Origin of the sequence: Sphingosinicella humi (genome assembly GCF_003129465.1) — a bacterium.
GTDB lineage: Bacteria > Pseudomonadota > Alphaproteobacteria > Sphingomonadales > Sphingomonadaceae > Allosphingosinicella > Allosphingosinicella humi.
In genome coordinates this window covers 2,457,328-2,481,931 of record NZ_QFFF01000001.1, presented here as the reverse complement: position 1 = coordinate 2,481,931, position 24,604 = coordinate 2,457,328, and the positions used below count along the sequence as shown (strand labels likewise).

The 24,604-nt window shown below is 61.1% G+C and carries 19 protein-coding genes; 1 reads left to right on the top strand and 18 read right to left on the bottom strand.

From position 1 onward, the window contains the following. Window positions 1–50: 50 nt before the first annotated feature. Window positions 51–1,049 carry a porphobilinogen synthase gene (gene hemB, locus DF286_RS12160; RefSeq protein ID WP_109271681.1) on the bottom strand — a complete coding sequence of 333 codons (999 nt, stop codon included), beginning with the start codon at window positions 1,047–1,049 and terminating at the stop codon, window positions 51–53. Here hemB and DF286_RS12155 point away from each other — a divergent pair. Further along, window positions 1,048–1,986, top strand: coding sequence for a diacylglycerol/lipid kinase family protein (locus tag DF286_RS12155; RefSeq protein ID WP_170303960.1), 939 nt, complete (start codon window positions 1,048–1,050; stop codon window positions 1,984–1,986). The two genes, hemB and DF286_RS12155, sit on opposite strands and share 2 nt — an antisense overlap. Window positions 1,987–2,076: 90 nt before the next feature. Here the strand turns inward: DF286_RS12155 and DF286_RS12150 are convergent, their stop codons facing one another. The 17 genes from DF286_RS12150 to DF286_RS12065 form a co-directional block, all read right to left on the bottom strand. After that, window positions 2,077–4,725, bottom strand: coding sequence for a valine--tRNA ligase (locus DF286_RS12150; RefSeq protein WP_109271680.1), 2,649 nt, complete (start codon window positions 4,723–4,725; stop codon window positions 2,077–2,079). A 50-nt stretch (window positions 4,726–4,775) separates the two neighbouring features. Further along, on the bottom strand, window positions 4,776–5,192 hold the full coding sequence (locus DF286_RS12145) for a DUF2497 domain-containing protein (protein ID WP_109271679.1): 417 nt from the start codon (window positions 5,190–5,192) through the stop codon (window positions 4,776–4,778). 17 nt (window positions 5,193–5,209) lie between these two features. After that, window positions 5,210–6,706: a TolC family outer membrane protein gene (locus DF286_RS12140; protein ID WP_243444818.1), complete on the bottom strand. Its 1,497-nt coding sequence runs from the start codon at window positions 6,704–6,706 to the stop codon at window positions 5,210–5,212. A gap of 32 nt (window positions 6,707–6,738) precedes the next feature. Further along, window positions 6,739–7,389 (bottom strand): protein-L-isoaspartate O-methyltransferase family protein, encoded by a 651-nt coding sequence (locus DF286_RS12135; RefSeq protein WP_109271677.1) that lies wholly within the window; start codon window positions 7,387–7,389, stop codon window positions 6,739–6,741. 295 nt (window positions 7,390–7,684) lie between these two features. Further along, the gene (locus DF286_RS12130; RefSeq protein WP_109271676.1) at window positions 7,685–8,143 is read right to left on the bottom strand and encodes a YbaK/EbsC family protein; all 459 of its coding nucleotides are present in this window, start codon (window positions 8,141–8,143) and stop codon (window positions 7,685–7,687) included. A gap of 344 nt (window positions 8,144–8,487) precedes the next feature. After that, window positions 8,488–10,257 carry a transposase gene (locus tag DF286_RS12125; RefSeq protein ID WP_158274687.1) on the bottom strand — a complete coding sequence of 590 codons (1,770 nt, stop codon included), beginning with the start codon at window positions 10,255–10,257 and terminating at the stop codon, window positions 8,488–8,490. A gap of 266 nt (window positions 10,258–10,523) precedes the next feature. Further along, entirely contained in the window at window positions 10,524–12,173 is a 1,650-nt protein-coding gene (locus DF286_RS12120) for an ADP-ribosylglycohydrolase family protein (RefSeq protein ID WP_243444817.1), read from the bottom strand. 744 nt (window positions 12,174–12,917) lie between these two features. Next, a complete protein-coding gene (locus DF286_RS14985; protein WP_146193619.1) occupies window positions 12,918–14,216 on the bottom strand; it encodes a hypothetical protein in 1,299 nt (432 codons plus the stop codon). Window positions 14,217–14,300: 84 nt separating this feature from the next. After that, a complete protein-coding gene (locus tag DF286_RS12110) occupies window positions 14,301–14,549 on the bottom strand; it encodes a DUF7662 domain-containing protein (RefSeq protein WP_109271672.1) in 249 nt (82 codons plus the stop codon). Then, window positions 14,546–16,042 carry a DUF2779 domain-containing protein gene (locus tag DF286_RS12105; protein ID WP_109271671.1) on the bottom strand — a complete coding sequence of 499 codons (1,497 nt, stop codon included), beginning with the start codon at window positions 16,040–16,042 and terminating at the stop codon, window positions 14,546–14,548. The genes DF286_RS12110 and DF286_RS12105 overlap by 4 nt, the downstream gene beginning before the upstream one ends. Before the next feature lie 443 nt (window positions 16,043–16,485). Continuing rightward, on the bottom strand, window positions 16,486–17,460 hold the full coding sequence (locus DF286_RS12095) for a helix-turn-helix transcriptional regulator (RefSeq protein WP_243444816.1): 975 nt from the start codon (window positions 17,458–17,460) through the stop codon (window positions 16,486–16,488). Window positions 17,461–18,210: 750 nt separating this feature from the next. After that, entirely contained in the window at window positions 18,211–18,729 is a 519-nt protein-coding gene (locus DF286_RS12085) for a hypothetical protein (RefSeq protein WP_109271667.1), read from the bottom strand. Then, on the bottom strand, window positions 18,726–18,896 hold the full coding sequence (locus DF286_RS15185) for a hypothetical protein (RefSeq protein ID WP_158274686.1): 171 nt from the start codon (window positions 18,894–18,896) through the stop codon (window positions 18,726–18,728). The genes DF286_RS12085 and DF286_RS15185 overlap by 4 nt, the downstream gene beginning before the upstream one ends. A gap of 28 nt (window positions 18,897–18,924) precedes the next feature. Then, on the bottom strand, window positions 18,925–19,665 hold the full coding sequence (locus DF286_RS12080; RefSeq protein WP_146193618.1) for a hypothetical protein: 741 nt from the start codon (window positions 19,663–19,665) through the stop codon (window positions 18,925–18,927). A gap of 101 nt (window positions 19,666–19,766) precedes the next feature. Beyond that, a complete protein-coding gene (locus DF286_RS12075; protein WP_109271665.1) occupies window positions 19,767–20,075 on the bottom strand; it encodes a hypothetical protein in 309 nt (102 codons plus the stop codon). Window positions 20,076–20,088: 13 nt separating this feature from the next. Further along, window positions 20,089–21,426 carry an McrC family protein gene (locus DF286_RS12070; RefSeq protein WP_109271664.1) on the bottom strand — a complete coding sequence of 446 codons (1,338 nt, stop codon included), beginning with the start codon at window positions 21,424–21,426 and terminating at the stop codon, window positions 20,089–20,091. Then, entirely contained in the window at window positions 21,423–24,587 is a 3,165-nt protein-coding gene (locus tag DF286_RS12065) for an AAA family ATPase (RefSeq protein WP_146193617.1), read from the bottom strand. Before DF286_RS12065 ends, DF286_RS12070 begins: the two co-directional genes overlap by 4 nt. Between the last annotated feature and the right edge of the window lie 17 nt (window positions 24,588–24,604).

Below are 24,604 nucleotides of genomic sequence, written 5' to 3'. Positions count from 1 at the left end.
CCGGTCTCCCGTCTGGCCCCCACACCTATCCGAACATGGTGAAGGCCAGGTTAACCATGGCTGAGCAGCCGCGCCGCATGCGCCGCGTGATAGGTGAGGATGCCGGAGCAGCCGGCTCGCTTGAAGGCGGTGAGCGTCTCCAGCACGAGGGCGTCGCGGTCCCCCGCCCCGGCCGCGACGGCAGCCTCGATCATCGCATATTCGCCCGAGACTTGATAAGCAAAGACAGGCACTTCGAACCGGTCCTTCACGCGCCGAACGATGTCGAGATAGGGCAGGCCCGGCTTCACCATGACATAGTCGGCGCCCTCGGTCAGATCGAGCGCCACTTCGCGGAGCGCCTCCTCGGCATTGGCCGGGTCCATCTGGTAGCTCCTCTTGTCGCCCTTCAGAAGGCCGCGCGAGCCGACCGCGTCACGGAAAGGACCGTAGAAGGCCGAGGCATATTTGGCGGCATAGGCCATGATGGCGACATTGACATGGCCTTCGCGCTCCAGCGCCGCCCGGATGGCGCCGACGCGGCCGTCCATCATGTCGGACGGCGCGACGATGTCCGCCCCGGCGCGCGCCTGCACCAAGGCCTGCTCGACGAGGATCGCGCTGGTTTCGTCGTTCTGCACATAGCCGGCCGCGTCCGTGACGCCGTCATGGCCGCTCGCCGTGTAGGGATCGAGGGCCACGTCCGTCAGGACGCCGATTTCCGGCGCGGCGTCCTTCACGGCCTTGATCGCGCGGCACATGAGGTTGTCCGGGTTGAGCGCCTCGCTTCCCCTCTCGTCGCGCAGGTCCTGGGGCGTGTTCGGGAACAGGGCTATGCAGGGAATGCCAAGGTCCCTCGCCTCCCGCGCCCGTTCCGCCAGCCGGTCCATGGACCAGCGCGACACGCCCGGGAGCGTCGCTATGGGCTCCTCCACGCCTTGCCCGTCGGTCACGAAAAGGGGCCAGATGAGGTCTGATGCGTTTAGAACGGTCTCGGCGACCATCGATCGAGACCAGGCGAAGGCGCGCGAACGGCGCAAGCGGACGGCGGGAAAGGAAGCAAGGCTCATGTCAGATGCGGCTGTAGCGTCCCCGCTTGTGGGTGGAAAGCCGGTTCCCAAGGAGGCGGTGCTGGTGGTCAACGCCCATTCCCGCAAGGGCCGCGAGCTGCTGCGCGAAGCGAAGGAGAAGCTGGAGGCGGCCGGGATCCGGCTCAGCGCGGTCTATCCCGTGCGCAAGCCGAAGGACTTGATCCCGACGATGCGGAAGGCGGTGGCGAGCGGCACGCCGATGGTGATCGTGGGCGGCGGCGATGGCTCGCTTTCCTGCACCGTCGACGACGTGGTGGACCGCGACTGCGTCTTCGCACTGCTGCCGCTCGGCACCGCCAACAGCTTCGCCCGCACCCTCGGCATCCCGCTGGACCTCGACGGCGCCATCGAGACGATCGCCACGGGCCGGCGGAGGCGGATCGACCTTGGCGTCCTCGACGGCGATTATTTCGCTAATTGCGCGGCGATCGGCCTGTCGCCGCTGATCGGCGAGGGCATCCCGCACAAGCTCAAAAAATATCTCGGCCGGGTAGGCTATCTCGTCTGGGCGACCTGGTGCCTGGTCAGGTTCCGCCCGTTCAAGCTGACGATCGACGACGGGCGGGAGACGTACAGCCTCTGGGCAACCGAGGTCCGCCTCGCCAACGGCGGCTTCCATGGCGGCGTCGAGCTGGTCGAAACGGCCGAGGTCGACAATGGCGAAATCGTCGCCCAGGTGGTGATGGGCCGCAGCAAGGCACGGCTGATCTGGGACTGGTTCGCCAAATATTGGAAACTCCCGACGCGCGAGGCCACGACGCAGGAATTCTGGGGCGAGCGGCTGCGCATCGACACCAAGCCCCGGATGAAGATCTCGATCGACGGCGAGGTGCTGGCGAAGACGCCGGCCACCGTCGCGGTCGCCCACAAGGCGATCGAGGTGGTGGTGCCGCAGGAGCAGGAGGCAGCCGGCTGAGTCCGTTCGTCCCGAGCGTAGTCGAGGGGCGGGTGTGATGACTCCGTGCCAGCGCCCCTCGACTTTGCTCGGGACGAACGAGTCTCGGGCTTATCCCAACCGCGCCAAAGCCGCCGCGTAGCGCTCCGCGTCCGAGGCTTTTTCGGCATGGTCCGCCCTCGCCTTCTCGACGGCCTCGGGCTTGGCGCGCTCGACGAAACTCGGATTGCTTAGGCGTCCGGAGAGTGAGTCCCGCTCCTTCTCCGCCGCCTGCAACGCCTTGGAGAGGCGGGAACGTTCGGCGTCCAAGTCGATCACCCCTTCCAGCGGCAGGACGAAGGTGGCTTCATCGACGATCACCTGCGCCGCACCGCCGGCAGGAGCGGCATCGCCGCTGATCGTCTCGATCCGGGCCAGACGCTTGATCGCCGCATCATGGCGCCCGAGGCGCTCGATCGTCGCCGCGTTGGCATCCCGAACGTGCAGCGCCAGCTTTGCACTCGGTGGCACGTTGAGCTCCGAGCGGGTGGCGCGGATGCCGCTGACGAGGCGGATCAGCCAATCGATCTCCGGCCCCGCCTCCGCGTTTAGCGCGCGCGCATCCGGCATCGGCCATTTGGCGAGGATCAGCGGATAGGGCCGATCCCCCATCGCGTGCCACAGCTCCTCCGTGATGAAGGGCATGAACGGATGGAGCATGACCAGTATCTGATCGAGCACCCAGGCGGCGACTTCCCTAGTCTCCTCGTCGATCTGGCCCCTCTCGTCTCCGCTCGAGACCGGCTTGATCAACTCCAGATACCAGTCGCAGAAGGTCGCCCAGGTGAAGTGATAGATGGTATTGGCGCTCTCGTCGAAGCGGAGTTCGGCCATGGCGAGGTCGAGCGCCTGCACGGTCTTCACCGTCTCGCCGACGATCCAGCGGTTGACCGGAAGCGTGGCCCGAGGCGGTTCGATCGCCTTCGAAGTGCCGATGCCGTTCGACTGGCAGAAACGCGCCGCGTTCCACAGCTTGGTGGCGAAATTGCGATAGCCCTCGACCCGCTTCTCATCCAATTTGATGTCGCGGCCCTGGCTCTCCATCGCCGCGAGGGTGAAGCGCAGCGCGTCGGCGCCATATTTGTCGACGAGGCCGAGGGGATCGACGGTGTTCCCCTTCGACTTGGACATTTTCTGCCCCTTGGCATCGCGGACGAGGCCGTGGAGGTAGAGGGTGTTCCAGGGCTTCTCCTTCATGAACTGGAAGCCCTGCATCGCCATGCGGGCATCCCAGAAGAAGATGATGTCGAAGCCGGAGATGAGAATGTCGTTGGGATAATGGCGCTTCAGAAGCTCTGTCTCCTCGGGCCAGCCGAGGGTGGCGAAGGGCCAAAGGGCGGATGAGAACCAGGTGTCGAGCACGTCGGGATCGCGGCGGAGCGGCCGGTTGCCGGCCTCGGCTCTCGCCTCCTCTTCGCTTTCCGCGACGAAGACATTGCCTTCATGGTCATACCAGGCCGGAATCTGGTGCCCCCACCAAAGCTGGCGCGAGACGCACCAGGGCTGGATATTCTCCAGCCAGTTGAACCAGGTCTTCTTCCAGGTTTCGGGCACCACGCGAATGTCGTCGTCGCGGACGGCGGCGATGGCGGGTTTCGCCAGGGTCGCCGCGTCGACATACCATTGGTCGGTGAGCCAGGGCTCGATGACGGCGCCGGAGCGGTCGCCGAAGGGGGTCTGGACGACGCGGTCCTCGACCTTTTCGAGGAAGCCCTCCGCCTCCAGCCTCGCCACGACCTTGTCGCGCGCGTCGAAGCGATCGAGGCCGAGCAGCTCTTCCGGGATCAGCCCGTCCGCCGTCTGCACGACCCGGGCCTGGGCGTCGAACATGTTGAGCATGTCGACAGGTTTGAAGCCGGCGCGCTTGCCGACCTCGAAATCGTTGAAGTCGTGCCCCGGCGTGATCTTCACCGCGCCGGAGCCGAGCTCCGGATCGGCATGTTCGTCGGCGACGATGGGGATGAGGCGGCCGGTAATCGGATGCTTGAGCTTCTTGCCGATCAGGGCGGTATAGCGCTCATCCTCCGGATGGACCGCGACGGCCATGTCGGCGAGCATCGTCTCGGGGCGCGTGGTGGCGACGTGGATGAAGCCGCTGCCGTTCTCCAGCGGATATTTGAGGTGCCAGAACTTGCCCTGGACCTCGCGCGTCTCGACCTCCAGGTCGGATATGGCGGTGCCGAATTTCGGGTCCCAGTTGACCAGCCGCTTGTCGCGATAAAGCAGGCCCTGGCGGTAGAGATCGACGAACACCTTGAGGACGGCGCGGGAGAAGCCCTCGTCCATGGTGAAGCGCTCGTTCGCCCAATCCATCGAACAGCCGAGGCGGCGGAGCTGGCGGGTGATCTGGCCGCCGCTCTCCTCCTTCCACTCCCAGACCTTCGCGACGAATTCCTCGCGGCTCATGTCGGCGCGGCGCTTGCCCTCGGCTTCGAGGTTCCGTTCGACGACCATCTGGGTGGCGATGCCGGCATGGTCGGTGCCGACCACCCACAGCGCGTCCTTGCCTTGAAGGCGGGCGTGGCGGGTGAGGATGTCCTGGAGGGTGTTGTCCAGCGCGTGGCCGATATGGAGCGAGCCGGTGACGTTGGGCGGCGGATTGACGATCGTCCAGGGCTCCGCCTCCGGCCGTTCGGGACGGAACAGGCCATTCTCTTCCCAATAGGGATACCAGCGGGCCTCGATGGCGCCCGGATCGAAGGTCTTCGACAATTCGCTCATAGGCCGCGCTTAGACGAAGCGCGGCCGGGCGGCCAAGCCGTTTTCCGCTGTCAGAGGCTCTTGCCGGTGATCCGCGCTATCTCGCGGGCGACCATGGTTTCGACCATTTCGGGGAGGCGCTGGTCGAGCCAGTCCTTGAGCATGGGGCGAAGCATCTCGCGCACGGCCGCGGCGAGCGCGGCGTCCGACGCGGCGAGCGAGGGATCGGACGCTTCGGGCTGGCGCAGGGCGGAAAGCGCCGCCAGCTTCTGGCGGGCGGCCACGGTCGTGTCCTCGGACGTGAGGCCGTCCGCTTCGGACACGGGGTCGCTGAGCTCGAGGACGTCTTCTTCCGCGGACGCCTCCATCACCTGGTCTTCGGCGAGCTCGTCGCGCGGACGCGCGGGCGCACGGCCTTCCTCGGCGATCACTCTCTTGATGGAAGCCAGTATCTCTTCCATCGACGGATCACGGTTAATATCCCCCATAACGAAGGCCTTATCGCCTATTCGTCGGACGGTGTCACGGGGGTGTTTTCGGGCGGGCCGTAGCCCACGGTCCGGGTGGCTACCGGTTGCGGTTGCGGGTCCGAATCCCAATCCGAGGCCCGGTCGGAGACACGCTCATAATTGACGGCCGGGTCGTAGATGTAGCCGCCGTCGAGGTTCAGATCCTCTATCTCGGCCTGGCCCATGGCGTTCAGCAGCTGGAAGCCGGCGACGTAGGCGTCGCGGCGGGCGGTGACCAGCGCCACCTGGCTGTTCAGCAGCTCCTGCTCGGCATTCAGCACGTCGAGCACGTTGCGGGTGCCGACGCTCTGCTCCGCCCGGGTGCCCTCGAGCGCGAGCTGGTTGGCAGCGACCGCGATCTCGTTCGACTCGATCGCGTCGAGAGCGGCCTGGTAGCTGGCGAAGGCGGCGCGGCTGTTGGCGACGACGGCCCGCTCGATCTCGATGCCCTGCTCGATCAGCTGACTCTGGAAGGCCTGGGCCTGGCGGACACGGGCGCCGACGAGGCCGCCTTGATAAAGGGGTATCGTCGCCTGAACGCCGGCGCCGGTCACAGTCTCGGTATTGGGCAACTCGCCCGGGGCCGTGCCGAAACGCCCATCCTGCGAGCCGAGGAAATTGGTGTAGCGGCCCGAACCAATCGCCGAGACCGTCGGCAGGCGATCGGCGCTGGCGACGCGCACGTCCAGCCCGGCGGCGCGGACCTGGTTCTGGATGGAGACCAGGTCCTGATTGTTGGCGAGGGCGATCTCGACCGCCTGATCGGGCGTCTGCGGCAGCGGCGGCAAGGGCGGCGGCGGCTGCAAGTCGCCGGGAAGCTCGCCGATGACCCGGCGGTAATTCTCCTCGCTGCCCTCGAGCTGGCCCTCGGCGGTGGCGAGATTGCTCCGCGCCAGCGACAGCCGCGCTTCCGACTGGGCGACGTCGGTGCGGGTGAGATCGCCGACCTCGAACCGGTCCTCGCTCGCCTGCAGGTTTGTCTCGAGAACGCCGACCTGGTTGCGGTTGAGCGTCACGACCGAGCGGTCGCGGATCACATCCATGTAAGCCGCCACGGCTTCGGTGAAGATGTCCCCCTGGGTCGCGCGCAGGTTAGCACGACCGGCGAGAACGCGGGCGTCAGCGGCGCGGACCGAGTTCCTGACCCGGCCGCCCTGGAATAAAGGGAGGCTGAGATCGACTCCCGCGTTGAAATTGCGGCCGTTGCCGCCGCCCGTGCGCGTAAGATCCTGATTGACGCCGGCCGTGGCCGAAAGCTGGGGCCGCCCCTGCGCCTTGGCGATCGCCACACCCTCGTCGAGGGTGCGAACCTGGGCGCGCTGGGCGGTCAGCGTCGGATTGCTGCGGTAGGTCTGGATCAGCGCGTCGCGCAGCGTTTCCGTGTCCGCCTGATCGGGCACCTGCGCCTGCGCCGGCGAGACCGGCTGCTGGACCGCCGTCTGCGACTGCCCGGTCCCGGCGGCCAGCAATGCCGCCAGCGCTGTCGCGGTCAATAAGCCTCCCCGCATTACACCTTGCTCCGCTCTTAGAAGATGAAACCGCGGGGCTTCACGAACCCCGGAAGAACGGCCGAAGCGGCATCCGCCACTGCCACCGTGCCGAAGCCGCCGCCTCCGCGACGTCCGATCGAAATGCGCGACACGCCATTGTCGAGGATCGCGGCGACGAGCCGACCGTCCTCGGCGAGTTGATCGATGATCGCATCCGGAATGAACTCGACCGCGCCATCGATCAGGATGAGGTCGTAGGGCGCGCCCTTCTTGTAGCCCTTGGCAAGCGGTCCTTCGACCAGCTTCACCTCGGTCCCCTTGAGCGCGGCCTTGGCCGCCGCAGCGAGCGCCGGATCCTCTTCGACGGCCACGACCGACGCCACCATCCGTGCCAGCACGGCGGCGGCATAGCCGGTGGCGGCGCCGATCACGAGGGCGCGATCCTTCTCGTCGGGCTGGGCCTCGGTCAGCAGCCGCCCGAGCGACATCGGCGTGTTGAGCTGGCGATCGTTGCCGAGCGGCACCAGGGCGTCGGCATAGGCCGCGGCCACCCTATCGCCCGGAACGAAGCGCTCGCGCGGCACAGCGCCCATCGCGGCGACGACGCTCGGGTCGTTGACGCCCGTCGTCCGAAGCTGGCTCGCCACCATGGCGCGACGCATTTGCTCGAAATTATGCTCGGTCATTCGGTCCCTATTCGCACAACTGTCTTAGTAGTGCAACACACTAAAGAATGTCTCAGGCTTCTAACTCCATGACCCGCCGACGCCAAGCGCAGAGTTCCCCGCCCTCCCTGTCCGAAAAATAGCAAGAGCCGTGCCAATGGGACCCCGTGCGGGCCGGCCAGTACATCATGACGAAAAATGTCCGTTTGCGGACAGTAGCGTCCGCTGGCGGACATTGCGCGCTTGCCGCCGGAGCTTTGCTGAAACCCTGTTTTGTCCGACCCTTGCTTCAGCAAATCCAACCCGACCAAACGATTCAGCCGCAGACGTCGATCCAGCTGGCCCCCACCAGCTCTATCAGGCGATCAGGCGTGAGGCGTACCGAAGCCATTCTCGACCCGGCGGCCGGATAGACTTCGTCGAACTCGCGGAGCGAGACGTCGCAATAGACGGGCAGCGGAGTCGCCAGGCCGAAGGGGCATACTCCACCGACGGGATGCCCGGTCAGCGTTTCGACTTCCTCAGCGCCGAGCATGCGCGGGCGTCCGCCGAGGGCGTCCTTGGTCTTGCGATTGTCCAATCGCGCGTCGCCCCGTGCGACGATCAGCATGACCTGATCCTTCACTCGTATCGAGAGCGTCTTGGCTATCCGTCCGGGTTCGACCCCAAGCGTGGCCGCAGCCTCGGCCACCGTTGCCGTGCTGGCACTATGCTCGAGTATTTGAATGTCGGGCGCCCGCTCCGCCAGGAAGGCCTGTACCGATTGTAAGCTCACTCTGCTGACCGTCCTTTCACTCGCCAACCGAGCCGTTCGCAACGGCTCGGCCGCCAGCGGCCATTTTGGCCCCCGACGCGCCCGGGCCCTTTAAAAAATGCGAACGCATGATTGACACTCTTTCGAAACCTGCCCATTTCCGCCGCTCCGGCCCGATGGCGGAGTGGTTACGCAGAGGACTGCAAATCCACTGCCGCGCAGCAGAAATCCTCACAAGTTCGCAGAATTCGCCGATTGTTCACGGTGTTATAAATCAATGCCTTAGAAGGCAAGTGCGAACTCAGCAGGATGCGGCCAACAGCGCATAGCAGCGTGGACGCAGTCTTTCCGAGCCTGCGCGGACTTCAGACAAGACAGGCAAACAGATCTTCCATGAGCGGCTCCATTTCGGCACGCAGGTCCTTTTTCATCCGCTTGCTTCTCTTGAACTGAACATACCGCGTTTGCACTGCCTGTAAGGCCTGGTGATCGTCCAAAATAGTAGCTTCGGGCTCTGTCCAAATATCTCCCAGTCCACAGTGGGTGGCGGCTTTCTCGTATGGCTTTCCTCCGGGACGCGGAACTCCAGTCGAGCTAGGGTCGCAGAATCGGCAGCGAGGGGTCCGAGGCACCTCGTCTTGGATGCGCGGTGCTCGGATGTAGGCTGAATAAAATCTTTGTTCGCGGGAACGGCGACGGTCTTGCGGATTACGTTTAAAGGGAATTCGGCATTCCGCACAAATGCCGAAGCGATCGGCTACTCTAAACGTCGAGAAAATGGCGCGGGCGCGAAGAAATCGAAACGAATAGGACCTGCCCAATCGATTTAGAAGTCTGATCACTTGGTTTCGCGCCTCTGCCTTTCCGTTTGAGGGGCCTACCCACCGCCGGTAACGGGACAGCCGGCGAATCATAGGAATGAGCGGATCTGTAGGGGATCGGTTGGTAGTCAGGGCAGAGTACATGGACGCATCCCAATGCTCGGCCACAAACCCTACGGACCAGTAGGCGAATATTTCTTTCTCCCATGTGTTAAACATCTTAATCACGCCGCCGAATTTTGCCGCCACATCTACAGTTAGTCGGCTCTTCCAAGCGTGATAAGCATATTTGGCCGATACTGCGCTCCGAGCGTCATATATGTCGAGGAGTTCTTCCTTCGCGATGTATACGGTTGCCAGATCTGGAGCGCTCTGAAGAAATTCCATGAGTTCGGCATGTCGGTCAGGATTTCGTGCTTGCAACTCCCTGCCGCGCGCAAGAAGGGCCATGCGGAAGCTCCTTCGCGCCTTCTGAGGAATGCCTTTCAGGGCTCTCCTCGCACCATCCACCACTGCATTAACCCGCGCGGTAACGTGCCAACGATCAGCGATGATTGTCACAGCGTCGCCGAAAGCTAGCCAAACGGCGTCTCGGTATGTGTTCGACATATCAATTGTGACATAACGAACGCGCCGCCAGCCTTGGAGGTTCAACAAGAACTCTAACACTGTCGACAGTCGTCGGTCCTCCAACAAATCCACAACTTGGGAGGTTTCGGTATCTGAAATCACCGTGCGGTACGCCATGCTTCGTCTCTCTGGATAAGGAGTGCGAAGTTTAGCGGGCAGGCGCCGGTCTTTACCCGATGGCAGGCAAACGTCATCAATAGCGATGATACGAGGAGTATCGATCCGAAAATTTCTGTTGATCTTGGAAAGCAGAGAATCCGCTATACGGCGGATTGTTGACTCCGGGACTCCAGTCTCCGCTGCCAATGATGCGAAAGTTCTGGAGAAGCATTGATCCTCAATATAACTCTTACACCTGCGGGTAATGGTGTCGTTGAACTCTTCATTTTGATTTAATTGAAACGTTTTAACGTCACAATCCGAATTTCTACAGCGCGCGCGTTTAATGTCGAGGCAGATCACCACCGGCTTTCCCGAGATTGGGCGATCAACATAGTTCTGAGTACGCATACCGTGTGGCGCTGCGACGCTCCCACAGGACGGACACTCTGGCTGGGCCGGCGGAAGCAGCTCCGCGTACACCCGGATGGGCACACCGCTTTCATCCACTGATCGCGTTCGACATTGCTCAAGGTCCAGAAAATCAACGTAACTGCCGATCCGCTGCGCAGTCGATGCATTCACTCGCAACCCTCCCATCGCATTCGCGGCGACTGCCGCGCGCGAATGGGAGTAGGCAACAACAGTTAATCCGGCGCAAAGCTGACGCGGTGACGGGAGCTTCCCTCTTTCACAGTGTCTGGCGGATTACTCGAAGGGCTTTCCGCCAGAGCCTGTAGCGCGTCAGGATACACCTCAAGCTTGAAGGTAAGGACCCAGACCCAGCCAACCTGTCATGGGCCTGAGCCCCATCCGAAGTCTCCGGTTTCAGCGCAGGAACAGTCGACCTATCAGTCTCCAGAGAGCAGGCGCCGCCCTATCTGTTCGATCCTCTCCGCCCAGGCGAGCGTTGTGAGCCATTCTGGGGGAATGCCTTCAAGACCGTAGATGGCGCCCGCGAGCTGCCCCGTGATCGCCGCCGTCGTGTCAGCGTCGTCGCCAAGATTGGCAGCGAGGACGACAGCATCCCTGAAGCTCCCCGTCCGACCCACGCACCACAGCGCAGCCTCCAAGCTATGGATGACGTATCCAGAGGAACGAACGTCACGACGGTGCTTCCCTCGCCAAGAGCCTTCCATGACCGCGCTGACGTCCGCGTTAGATTGCTCGCCAGCTGGACGGAGCAAGGCCGATGGGAGTTCTCCTGTGATCGCCTGATAGAGGAGGCGAGAAAAATGGTCACAGGCCTCGATGCACGCTTCTGCGCCATGCGTCGTGGCACTCTGCCGCCGGGCGGCGTCAACAGTGGCATCCACGCCATCACTGACATAGCTTAGCACAACTGGCGCGAGCCTCATCAATGACCCATTACCGGCCGATCTGGAACTGGTCGATCCAGCAATCGGATTTCCGGACTGCTCAAAGCGGCTGAGAGCGTCGCGCGTCGTTATTCCGATGTCGAAGCACTCCCCCGTGCAACTGTAGCGCCCCCGACGCCACCACGCGACGAAGCGGCTCATCAGATCCCGCTCATCGAGTCCCTCCAACGCGATGAGGCTATCCGCAAGAGCAAGAGCCATCGCCGTGTCATCCGTCCATTCTCCTGGCCTTAAACCGAATGGGCCTCCGCCAATGATCGTCGCCAATCTCGGGAAGCTGTCCCTTTTTCGGAATTCGACCGTTGTGCCCAACGCGTCGCCAACGGCGAGACCGAGAAGCGCGCCGAGGCCGCGATCTGTCACTGCGGACGAGCTCCTCTCTGGCGCATCTTCCGACACGGCGTGACAAGCGTGGACGTGATCTTCCTGAGCTATGGTCTCAATGGCCCCCGGTCGGACGTGCCGAACGCCAGCTACGGCCTCGTCTGGGCGCCAGCCGAGTTCGACAAGAAGTCTTGCTGCAATCGTGCCGGCCCGACCTAGGCCGCCCTTGCAGTGGATCAGAACGTCGAAGCCATTTCGGATCATTGAACGAAGGGTCTTACCCGCCTCCAGCCAGCGAGCTTCAAAAGCTCGATCAGGAATGGCCACATCGAGGATCGGAAGATGAAACCACAGCATATGGCGATCAGCGACCGCTTTCCCGATCCCTGGGACATTCAGCGCCTCAAGCTCATGATCCTCGATTAGGGTTACCACTGCCGCCGCGCCCCAATCAGCTATGGCATCTAGATCGAGCGCCAAATCCCGCTTCCACACTCCCGTGAGAGCATTGGACTGGCATTTGCCCGGGCAAAAGGTGATGCCGATCCGCCCCATATCGGGCGCGACGCGTAGATCGGCGATGGCCAGAGGGTGGCTGATGCTGGTTCTGAGGTTCATCAGCCTTTGTAATCCCAATCGGTGACAAAACTGGTCGCGGCTAATCGCATTGGAGACCAGCGGCGATTTCGCATGACCGATATCAACATTCCCGTGGTCGACGGGCGAACACTGTTCGAGCTGGTCTGGTCGAAACGAATGACCCACGTTGCAGGTCACTTCAGCACGAGTGGCGCCCATGTTCGAGCCCTTTACGATCGGTTGAATTTGCCTGTGCCCGTCCAAGGTTATTGGATGAAACTGGAGGCGGGGAAGGCACCCCCTAAGCCTGAATTTCCATCTGATCCGTCGCTTGATGCCCTTGAGCAATGAGGTGACGCGTCCACGGCCCCGGATGCCAAGAGCTACGACGGCAATTCCCGAGACCGCGCGAAAACGCGCCGATCACCCGATTATGAACATGGTTTCGGAAGGTTCCTCTTATGAGGTAACCGATAAAGGGCAGTAATTGATCGCCGGGAACGAGCAGTGAACTACGATACCATTAGAGAGCGAGTTTTCGGACGCCCCCTGGAAGGTCCGAATGGCCCACACACAGCGCGGCTTTGGCGCGTGGCTGAGAACGTTAGGGCTCACGCTGAAACTCAAGCAGATGATGACCGGCTACTTCACCTAATGTCGCGGATCGGGGTTCTGTGTAGGGGGTTGGCGGCTGATCTTCGGACCGGCCAAACATCATCTGATGACGCTGCAACGCTGCTGGATCAGTTGGCTGACCTGGGGGACCTAAGCTTTCAGCAGTGGCTTGGTTCAGATGAGCCGAGATAGACAATCTAGCGTTCGCGATGGGGCGCGCAAACGGCCGCCGGCAGACACCTAACGAACGTCAGCTTTCGGCGCGACACCCCGGCCAGCGTGCGTTCGCGATGGGCGCAATCTAGACGTCGACGGCTGCCGCTAGCCTGGCGTAGGCGGCAATTTCCACTACGCGAGTGCCTCGCCGGCTTTCGCGACTCGCTCGCGTATTTTCTCGATAATATCATTGAGCTCGCGCTGATCCGCGTCCGTCAGCGGCTCAGGATTCCATTTGGCTTTGCGCTGCTTGAAGTAGAGGCGTGCCCGCAGCTGCGTAAGCGATCGCTCCGCTCGCTCCCTGTCTAGATGAGCTAGCTCATCTAGAGACCACCGTTCCCCGTCAAAAGTAAGAGCGAAACTTTCCCATTCGCCACTACCGGGAGGAGGAATTCTCTCAATCTCAAGTTCTCTATTTGCAAGCGTCCTTCGGTGGGGGTGGCCATTCACAGGTGGCGGTGCTGTTTGAGGATCGAGATGGATCTCGTAGTCCGCGAAGAAAACTGGAAGCTGACCTGTCTCAGCGCGCCCCAATGCGGACGTCAGCCACCCAGCATAGGGGAAATCCAAGCCACGGCCTGCTTTCGCAATATCAGGAAAGCGCACGACGAACTTCGAAGCGAGCTGACGCGCGTTGTCGCTCGCGGCATCGCTCCAGCCAAAATAGTTTACACCCTCTCCGGTCGAATACTCCGCCGCCAGCCCATCCTCACCAGCGCGACCGCGAGCGCCCCACTTCGGCTCCCATCCATTCTCGCACACCATATCAGCTGGCAGGATCGAACAGCGCCAGTGGCATCCCGATGGCCCCATCCCGCCAGCGATACGCAGGCGTTGATACCCCACCTTATGAAGTTCATGCACCATCGAGAGGATCCGGACGGCCCTCCTCACATCCGGGTCATTTGGCGGAGAATGAGAGAGGGCAAGAGGTTTGAACTCAAGCTCGCTCCGATCGCGTGCAGTGTCGGCGACCTTACTTTCAAACACGATGGAAACCGCTTGCTTCCAATGATGTGCGAAGCGGATGGCTCGCTCGCGAACGACCTCATCCGCGTCTACAATTATGAACAGTCGCGGAGACCAAGGCTTAGCTCGGAGAATGAGGACCGACTCGACGCCTTCTTCGAGAAGGCGTTTTCCTATCGCCTCTGCCTCAGCTTGATGTCCACCCGGGGCCCGCGTCTGATGATGATAGACGACAAGAATCCGGCCGGGCTGCCGCAAAGCCGCCACCTCTGACCAAAATATAGATTTGATGGACTTCTTTTGACCGGGCGTGAGACGCGGCGGCGAGAGGCCATTGTCGGGATCCACGAACACCAAGTCAGCGCCCTCGAGTGCGTCCTGGAGATTGGACCACCATCCGGGGCGCTGACCGCAGTCGTGAAGCTCAGCGTCGTGATGACGAGTATCGGCAGCCGATTCCAAGGGATCGTCCCGGTGACATCGCCCTCAAGAGCCCCAGTTTGATGTAGTCGCCGATGTCCCCGGCGTATCTGTCTTGCATTACCCTCAGCGCCCAACTTTACGGAAGGTAACCCTACGACGAGCCATGTCGGGTTCGGCGGCATAGCCGGCATCCATCCAGGCCCTAGCTTGTACATGGCCATGGGGATTTGCCTCATTCGCCCACCACGCCCTGTGAATCTCTGACGATTTCGGCAGCCCGCCGACGCAGCGTCCAACCTCAGAAAACGTCATCGTCAGCGTTTCCTTCCCGAGTTCCGCCAGATGATCTCTCAAAGGATCGTATTTGCTCATCGCATTTCTCGCGAGGTTAACCGGGTGAGCATTTCGACCATGGCCAGCGTGTCGCGTTCGCAATACGCCAGGAGGGCCGATCGGATCTCCGCACCTCGTTCGTCAGAGATGTCTTCAGATATGGCTTCCAAATAGGCGGCCTGCGCATCATCACCCGCCTTCACTTCTCCCAGACCGCCATAGTCGAGTTCAGGGCAAACCGTCGGGATGACGGCCTTGATGGACCAGCTTCCACGCTGATCTCGGTGATAGTAGTGCGCCCGCGTCACGGGCAGGAGATCGACCACTCGAGAACGAATAGCCTCCAATTCAGCTCGCAGATCGGGCAATGCATCCGCGAGCTCGGATAGGCAGCGACGTTCAAAGCCTGCGTTGTAGGCAACGATGGCACCCTCGCCGGCGCTTCCGGACAGTATCTCGATCAGTGCTTCCGCACAGGCACGACGCGGGTCTGCCCCATCAAGGCTCAGAAACTCACGATGCTCAAGCCTGCCATCCTCGTGTCGAGTGTGGCAGGAGAACTGAAACGGGACTTGGCGCCAAGGGCCGGTTCCCACCCAGCGCGGAACGGCGAAAGCTATTGTTTCAAAATCCAGGAAGTGACGCGGCCAGGTCCAGCACGCTGTTTCCGTGACTATCCCATCACGGTCCCAGTAGACCTCGCCTGAAATTGTTGCCTCATGCACCCTGAGAAGCTTTGGTGAAGACATCTCGCTCGCGGGTATGAGCGTCAGATCGTCAATTCCCTTCTCGGCCCAGGAACGAGCAATCTTCTTGCCGCTACCGTCGGGCAGAAGCGACGAGGGCCATTCCGGCGGCGGCGGCAGATGTTGGCCGCAATAGGCCTGAAACTCGCATTCGAACGGGGACCGACAATGATCACCGAGTTCCTTCGGCGGCTCATCCCCCGCTAGGACCAAACGTGCTTCAGCAATCACAGCGGGCCGGCCTTCGATGATCGGCTCAATTGCCAACTCGACGCGCTCGTCGGAGAAGAGACCCTCATAGTTCCCCGTTTCGGTCAATCTGAAAGCACTATCGAGATGGCGAATACTCGCCGACGCCACCTCGACACCGCACTCCCGCATGACCCAAATTTGAGTTGCGATGTCCGGCACGTGATAAGGCTTGAGGCCGGTGGAGCTTTTGACCTCAGCGACGTGCCACCCGCCCTCATCGGCCGGCAGCATTAGGTCGGCACGCACAAGAACGCCGTCATGCGCAAACGTCGCTTCAAAGATTGGACCATTCCATCCAGCGCCAAGCAACTCTGCGGTTTGTTTCAATGCCGCCCGAAGGTCCGGGTCAGCATCGACCATGACGCCACCAGGATGAAGAGCGCATGCGACGGCGCCCACCTCATGACCCGCTGCAAACCGCTGCTCAGCACCGGCGTCCTGCTCCGCGAGCTCTGGTCGATGCACGGACAGCCACAACTTCTTCGGGCATTGCTCGAATGCGGTTATCTTGGATTTGGACAATCCGTAGGTCATGACGTTGATCCTGAGGCGTAATTAGTTTGGGTCAACTGGATTTAGACTCGCAAAACCTAAGCACGACCGGAAGTGTCGCAGGTTCAGATTGGGCGCTTTGGGATGCCCGCATTGAACTAGAATTTGAGCCGCGTGCGCCGGCGAGCGGCAGTCACAAGAGCCCCGTCATCAGAGACCACGAGATAAGCATTTAGGCACCGCTCAAGACGACGATACCGCTCCGGGCCAAGTGCCGTCGCCGCCCGTGCTCGTGAGCGACGCGTCAAATAGTAGATGTCGGCGCCATGGTGCCGTTTGCGATCGCCATATGCGAGCAGGGCGTCGACGGCCTCACTCTTGATCGACCTTTGTTGGCAGCGAACGCGGGCATGCGCGGTATACATCGGTTCCTCCTGTCCTCCTGATGAGAGGGAAACCTTGCCGCATCCATGCGTCAAAAACGGTCATTGATGCGCAGCGAGCGCTTTAGTTAGTGACTCCACCATTTGCTCCCGCAGGACGTCGGGGGCGATGATCTCAACGTGCTCACCCCAGCAGAAAAGGTGGTCGCATAACTCCCGGAGGCCGCCTGCCCGAAACTCGATCACGACGCTACCATCCTTGTCCTCGCGACGGACTTGACCCGGGTGAAAGCGCCAGCCTCGGGCCCGCTCGGCAGCAGCGGGCTTTATCCGCAGGACAATGTCGTGCTCAGCGTCGTGGTAGATGCCGAAACTACGGTGAACGAATTCGTCGACATCGAAGTCATCAGGCACGACGCCCGGTTCATTCCCCGGCCTCGCATTCTCCATTCGGTCGAGGCGGTAATAGACAGGAGGCTTGGAGCCTCTCGGAATCTTCCCGATCAGATAGCTCACCGGCCCGTGAACAACGCCGTAGGGGATAACCCTTCGCCAGGCAGCGGTCTTGCTCCCGTCAGCCCGATAATCAAATTCCAACGTGGACCCCGCCGATATCGCTGTGTGCACGGCTTCCAGTGTTTCTGGTGGCACGGGAGCCCCCGGCCCCGCTGAAATCAGCGTCCGTTGAGCCCTGGAAAGCGCCTCAAGATCTGGACCGATCCGCGTTCGAGCCTGCATGTCCTGAGCGCTGCGGACCTTTGCCAGTAAGCCGGCCAGTAAATCCGCGCGGGCATGTTGCCCCAGCTTTCGCTGGGCATCGATCTCCGTCTGGACCGCCGCCAGCTCCTGCGCCGTCGGTTGTGTAAACATCCGACCCAACCGGCCGACGATCCTCCAGCGTTTGATCCGCCCATCGACGATTGGCTCAAGGTCGAAATGCATCATGATGACATTTCGCATTCGCTCGGCGGTTCGCCGATTGACCTCAAGCCGATCTGCCATCTGATCGAGGGTGAGACCCTCGGCATCCTCAGCTAATGCGTGGACAAGCTTCAGCAGCCTGTCCAGCTTGCTCATTCTACCCGTCATCGCGTTCCCCCCGCTACGACCATTTCTGTCATGCTAGCGGTAAATGCTACCGCGTCGAGAGGAGATTGGCGTGATGGGGTGCCTCAAGCTGACTGCGGGCTTCTTGGTCGGCTTTGTAGCAGTGGTAGCGGCCTTCTGGACGCTCATCATTCTTATCGCCCAAGCGCTGGCGAGCTAAGCCTCGGCTAAACCCGTGCCCAGAGCTGCAAGGCGCGAATGGAGGAGCTCAGGGTCCAACTTGCCGCTGGCGACAAGCGCCCGCATGCGATCTGCCTGGGCGGCTGTGATCCTGTCACTTCGGATTGCATCGTTGATGAGCTGCTCCAAGTCAGCCTCTGTATCGCCGCTCTTTGACGGCTCGCGATCGACCTTCCGCTGTAATCTTTTCCTGAGCTCTTCGCGGATGCGATCTTGGCGGCCACCCGATCTTACCAACCTGGTCATGCCATAAGCCGCCCCCGCGCCTGCAATGGCGCATCCCGCTACCCACCCCACTGGCGTGGAGACTACAAATATTCCACCGAGGGCGCTTGCGAGTGTTGTCGACCCCAAAAGGGTTGTAGCGCCCGCTGCCGCCGCAACACTGCCAGCCGCTGAGGCGCCAGCGGCGGCCCCAGCGGTGGTGGCGAGCACTTGACCAACATGTCCTATGCGATCGCCGCCCTTCAGTTTGTTGATAGCTTGTTTCGCGGCTTCTCCGCCGCGACCAATCTTCGTCTTTCGAGCCACAGCTTCGCCTTACGCCATCCAATAAGCCTGAACGCCATTAAAGATGGCCGCCAGCAGTTCGAAGAACTTGGACGCGAGTGTGATCGCGGCTGGATAGATCGCACCCGAATAATCCCCAGCGTCCATCAAGGCGCCCACCGCTCCACCGTAGGCAACAGACATCCACGTCGAGAGGGGAGCTAGAATGGGACCGAGAAAAGGTATGGATGCGATCAACGAAGCTAGAGCGGCTCCTAACGCCAGACCGATTGTGAGCTTCGGGTTGGCTATCAAGAAATCAACAACAGCCCGAACGATGATCTTTCCGACGGCTACGATCTCGCCCGCTACCGCTTTGGTATGCTCCCAGAGCTCTGAGAGCCTGGTTAGCACCTCCGGTGGGACACCACGATCGAGAAGCGGGATCATGATCTCTTCAAAGCGATGATCATGGGCCTCGGCATTGAGAATTGTGAGTTCGAGCAGGGCCTGCTCTGGAGGCATTGCCAGCGCGTTCACGCCAGCGTCCCGGGCGCCGGCGACACTCATGCGATCGCCTCCGACGTTCCATTATGGTCGGCGCGATTCATCAGCTCCATTTTAGCGATGGCCGGCATTTCCCCCCCTTGGTCGCAGTGATTGCTGATGACCATAATCATGATGACCGGCTCAGCGACTAGCAAAAAATTCGACCGTCGGCGAGGATCGATGCTCATCAACCCAAGCCAACGGCAAATCTCGCGATTATTTGACCTTGTCGATCCTGAACCGGAACGGGAACTCTTCGCCATTCCATGTGATCGTCAGGATGACGTCCCTAGGATAGTTTGCTCCCTCCAGCTCATTGGCCACAACCTGGCCACCGAATGCCTCACCAGGGTCGATAGTCGTGGTTTGCAGGACCCGATCGCCAAGGTTGGCGATAGTGTTATCCAAGGTGCGTTGGATCGCGTAAATCCCAGCTCCGGCAGCGGCTGTCGCGGCAGCTGTCCCGACGACTGCCGCAGCCGGATCATAGGTTCGGGCCGTGTAGTGATACACCCCGCCGCTGGGGGTGTATAAATTCGCGTTGGTCGTCCGGTAGGCATTCTGGTTAGCAGCATAGGCCGCTAACCCGCCGGCCATGGCAGTCGCGATCGATGCCCACATTGCCTTATTCTTGGCCTGACGAACGAGCTCATCGTGCGTGAAGACGCGGATCGCCTCGCCTTCGGCAGTCTCCAGAGAGATATTCTCCACGCCGAAGTTTGAAGGCGTTTCAGCCTTGTTGAATGCTGCCACGGCGAACACGAGCTTGCCATCGTCAGCGACCTGGACTGGTGTCACCTGGATAGCGCCGAACTCCTTCTCGAAGTCCGTGGTCGGACTGCCGCGATCGTAACGCACCGTCTGCGATGCACTCGTGATCGGCGTCATGGAATAGGTTGTGGCGCAGCCCGAGAGGACCACGCTCGCGGCGGCAAGAAGTGCTATTTGGTTTTTCATCATTCCCCTCTTTCCCCGGCCCTGGTGAGGACCGTGCGATGAGGGCAATATCGTCAGGGATGCGACAGGAATGGTCGCATGAAGGTCAAGCCACGTGGAGGCTACTGACCTGATGTCGCCAGAGTGCCTTCGGATGCTAGACCGGCTTCAGCCGCCACGGAGGGATCGAGCCAATAAGCCGCCACGGAGCGTGTCCGAGCGCCATACACGAGAATGCTCTTACTCACGCCGTTCGCGGAACTGAAACGTCCGCCCTTGCCATTAATGATCACGGCGCGCGCGAAATCCGCAAGGTTGGCGAAGGTCTCCTCTCGATACTTGCCAATTTGAAATTGACCATCGATCCGCGCAGCGAAGCGCTTGGATCCGTCCTTCGTCACCAGATAAAACCTCTTATCAAAGTCGCTCATTCTAAACCTTCCTTCAGCATAGGACATCGTCCTGGATGCTCGCGCGAGCCTCGATCTCATGCAGCACAAGGTGCGATAATGACCTGGGCACGCACGACAGGTCCTCCAGCCCAATGCTGGCGGAAAGCAGCACGTCATCACAAGCGGTAACGCGATGCCTGCTGATCAGCCCCTCATGGTCGCCCAGGCCGCGATGGTGAGGATAGAGCAGCATCAGTGATGGACATTGGTAGAGCCGACCGTAGGCCATCATCTGGTAGACGTCTGCCTGCGAGACGCCTTGCTTTGGATCATCAATGCGCGGCGCCAATCTCTTCCACTTCGTGTCGATGATCATCACCGGGGAAGAACCGCGTTTTATGATGATGTCGGGCTTCGTCATGAAGCGGTTCGCGCCGGGCTGAAGGGTATCGAGATCAAGCTCAGTTAGACAATGCAGACGGCCGCCCTGAAGATGCACGCTGTATCCGCTTGAGGCCAAGGCGCGGCGTAGCAGTCGGCCGACATACTCCTCAAAAAGCGTATTCATCTCGAAGAGGAGCGAGAAGCCCCTCCCGCCGCCGGTCGTCGTCGTTTGAAATCGATCGCCTAGCAGCAGCTTGGCGAGGTTTAGCAGCTCCCGCCAACGCGCGTTGGTTCGGTCAAGGACGACCTTGTCCCACCTGAGAGAGGGCACAGGGACGCTCGCCACGTCCGCAAAAGCAAAACTTAGCTCGCGGAGACGCCGCTGATTTTCAGGAGCTTGGGAAAGCTGCAACAGCCGCCTCACAGCGGCTTTCATGATCTGGTTGAGCGGAACGTCCGGCGACAGATCATCATAACGACAGGCGAGCCGTTGAGGCGTGGCCGCTAGTGTCGTGAACTGTCGAATGGCGTCCAGTCTTCCTCGAAGCGCCGGAAGATCGTCCTCAAGCGGAATATACCGCCTAGGGAGCCCTCGGTGCACTTGTGCGAACAGCTTCTCGGAGAACAGGCGGATCAGGATCTCGAGCAGATTGTCCTTCTGCCAGCCAAGTTCCGTCACCCGCCCGGTAGCAATCTCGAGGTCCAACGCGACCGCAAGCATGTGGACAAGGTTCTTACGAACTCTGGACGCGTCCTCCTCGAGTCCATCGATTTTCGGCAGGATCTCGAGCGCGCAATCTTGAGCGGCGATAACGCCGACGACCTGAGCGGCCCTGAGAGAATGGCGCCCATGCTGGAGAATGCGGGCGCCGCCCTCGCCGCCAAGCGAAGAGGATTTCGCGACGGCGGCCAGCCTGTCTGCAGCCCATGCAGGAATGGTCCGCTGATCTTGTAGATCGTCGGAATATTGTAGGGTTTGCCACTCAAGAATGGTGCGCTGGATCATCCGAACTGAGCATAGGCGCTCGGGCCGAACTCATGCTTCACAGACCATCTATACCAATCTTCCGTGAAGGCATCGGCAGTGAGCCCGTTTGGAGATTTCAACGTGTCGCGCCTCAGGAAATTTTCCGATCCGTCCGCATCGCCGAGGACAAGGGCGACCTTGTTCCAATCCTCGTAAAAATACTCCTGAAGGAGCGGAATGACCTTGTCGCGCATGACGTCATCAACGTCTCCAGCAGTGCGACAATGCATGAAATAGGCGTGGCCAATCTGATGCTCACGATCGAATAGAAACTCGATCCGCTGATTGAGCGTGCGCAGCAGCGCTACGAGGTCGATCCCGGTCACATCGCTGGCATCTTTCAGCACTTCCGGGTCGGGCATCAGCTCCTTGAATGAGAACCGACGCCTTAATGCGGTGTCGAGCAGCGCGATCGAGCGGTCGGCCGTGTTCATCGTGCCAATGATGTGGAGATTATTGGGGACGGCGAACATATCCCCGGAATAGGGCAGCTTCAGCCTGATCGGGTTCCGAGCTCCGATCCGTTTATCTGGCTCGAGCAGCGTGATGAGCTCGCCGAAGACCTTAGAAATGTTCGCACGGTTGATCTCGTCGATGATCAGCACGAACTGATCAGGTCGAGCAGGACGCACGTCCTCGCCGCCTGGCAGCAGCCGCGCGAGGGCCTCCTTCTTCACCAGGTTGTCCTTCAGCAGGTAGCAGGACTGCATAGTGAAGTTCTTGCTGTAGATCGTCTCCACCGGGAGGGACTCATCGGGAACGAGCAGCCAGCGCACAGCTCGCAAATGGTTGTAATCGCGCTCTCCGGTAGCATCGAAGCGGTAGGGGCCGACGATCTCACCAATGGCTCTGAATCTTGAGTTCCCCTCTGAGACTACGACGATGTCGCCCTCGCACATCGAACAACGGAACCGCCACACCTGTGAGATGTTGCCGCTGCCGCCGTGCGTGCCAGGCTCAATCTCATTCCACCTGTCGAAGATTGCTTGGTAATCGTCGTAGCGCGGGTCGGACCAATCGACATCTCCGCCGTATCCCAGGGCGACGTAATTGCCCTCGATGGCGGCCTCAAAGATGTGATCCTCGGACCCAGACCGACCGAGCGACATTTTGAAGATCTGCCGTCCCGTTAGATCGAATCCTCCCGAGCGACCCGCATTCTTACGAGCCTCTTCGGCCAAGGCGGATATTTCGCGGAAAATGCCTCTTTTGGGCTCCAGCCGGAAACCAGTGCCCGCGCCCTGGGTGTCAGCCTCAGAGCCGCTAGCCCCCTCACCTGTTACGGGGCGCAATCCCTCGACGAAATCCTCATATGAGTACGACTGGTGAAAGGTCACGAAACGGATTTGTCCCGCCTCGACGAGCTCTTCATAGCGAGCTTTAGCCTCTTCCCAGCTCCCCGGGGCAGAGCCGTCGCACAGACGGACCGCCTCGGTCGTTGTTCTGTAGGTTTTCCCCGTTCCGGGTGGACCATAGAGAATGAGATTTGTGGCGCCGTTGCTCACAGGCTGCGCTCCCCCAGTTTGTTCGTCGTTGTCACTCTGACCAGCAATATCGGAGCGGTTCACCGCCCAGACGAAGCCCTGCACGTCCCAGAAATCGCGCGGCGCCCAACCCCATTCCTTGTCCATCACATTGCGGATGGCAGTCATCAGTTCCAAGGTGGCACGGTATTCCTCTGTTGACAGCGGCTGGTAGCCATACATCCGCTCGCCGGTCAGGTACTGAGCGGTTCGGTTCACGGGACTGGTGTTGATGCCATAGGCGCGGTCGGGCCAGACGAGGCCGGCAATCATCGTCGGCAGGCAGCGACTGTCGCTGTATGGGCGGTTGGTTTCGTCGGAAATGATCGGCCAGATCTCTTCAACGAACCGAGAGATAGCGACGGGTAGCTCGTCTTCGCTCCGGGCTAGCCGGCCGGCGGCAGCTTCCAAAGCTCCCGGGTGCTGCTCCCTAACACTCTGAAAATGAGCGTTCGTGCGCCAGCCCCAGAGCTTGCTGCCGTCACCGGTGAGAGCGTCAAGTAGTCGACCGCCCAACTGCTCATCAGAGAGTGGCGGATCTTCCTGCAGGGCCGCTCGAGCTCGCGCCAGGAGATCCTCTTTGTAGCTACGTTCCTCGTCCCAATAGCCGCCTGATGTCGCTCTAAACGCCTCCGGCTCGAAATCAGGATATTGGGCAAGGAAGTTTTGCTTGAGTCGCTCAAGAGCGGCTCGGTTCAGCCCGTCTGAACCGGCCTCATACCAATCAAGTATGTTGTTCAACTCGGGTTCGCTGCCCGCTCTTACGCTGAGGACCGGCTTGGGAAAGCCTTGGCTCCTGAGCTCGGCTGGCGGGTCATGGCTCAGGCGCCCTGGCAGGTTTGAGTGGCGTCCCTGGTCTGCCGCATAGGACTGCACCTGCTGAGCCGGTGGAGGCGCGGCATTGCCGTCGTCCTCCAGCCAGAGCTGGACCAGCTGAATATCGCGCTGCAGCGCGATAGCTCTGCTGTCGCTCAAGATGAACGAGATCATTTTCTGATTGTCGACTTCTGGCGCCCCATAGCGACCGCGAAGGACCGCTTCGGCCACCGACACATCGAAGGCGCCGCGTGACTGGAATTCGAAGGTGAACGTCACCGTGGAGCTAATCGCTGGCCCTTCACGACCGACCTGTCGAACACCAGCCAAGTTTTGGAATTTACCGCTTCCAATCGCGCTACACACGGCTGGCATCGCGTTCGAGAGGCCCATCTGGCCATGAACGTCTCCTGCCCTCACCGAAAAACGAGGTTGCCCTGCCCTGCGAGCCAGCTCAGCATACTCACGCATCACGAATTGGCGGATTTCATCTGCCTGCGTCTGGGCTCCCTCGCTCTCGCGAAATTGGCGGTAAATCGAAAGCGCTGACCGATATGAGGCCAAGCTCTTGTACGGGTCTCCGTCTATTTCGATGCGGGAGGTGTTCGGCTTACCCGCCGCGTTATCCTCAGCGGTATAGGCGAGGTCCGCCAGGATGGACGCAAAGCCGTCGGCTTCGAAGGCCGCATCGACGTCGCCATAGTGTCTCTCCACGCGACGAGTGTCGGCAATACGTGTCGACACCGTATTCGGCGCCTGTCCCTGCGCCTGCATCCACGCGCGAAATTCCTCTTCCTTCAACGTTGCCCCCTCGAATG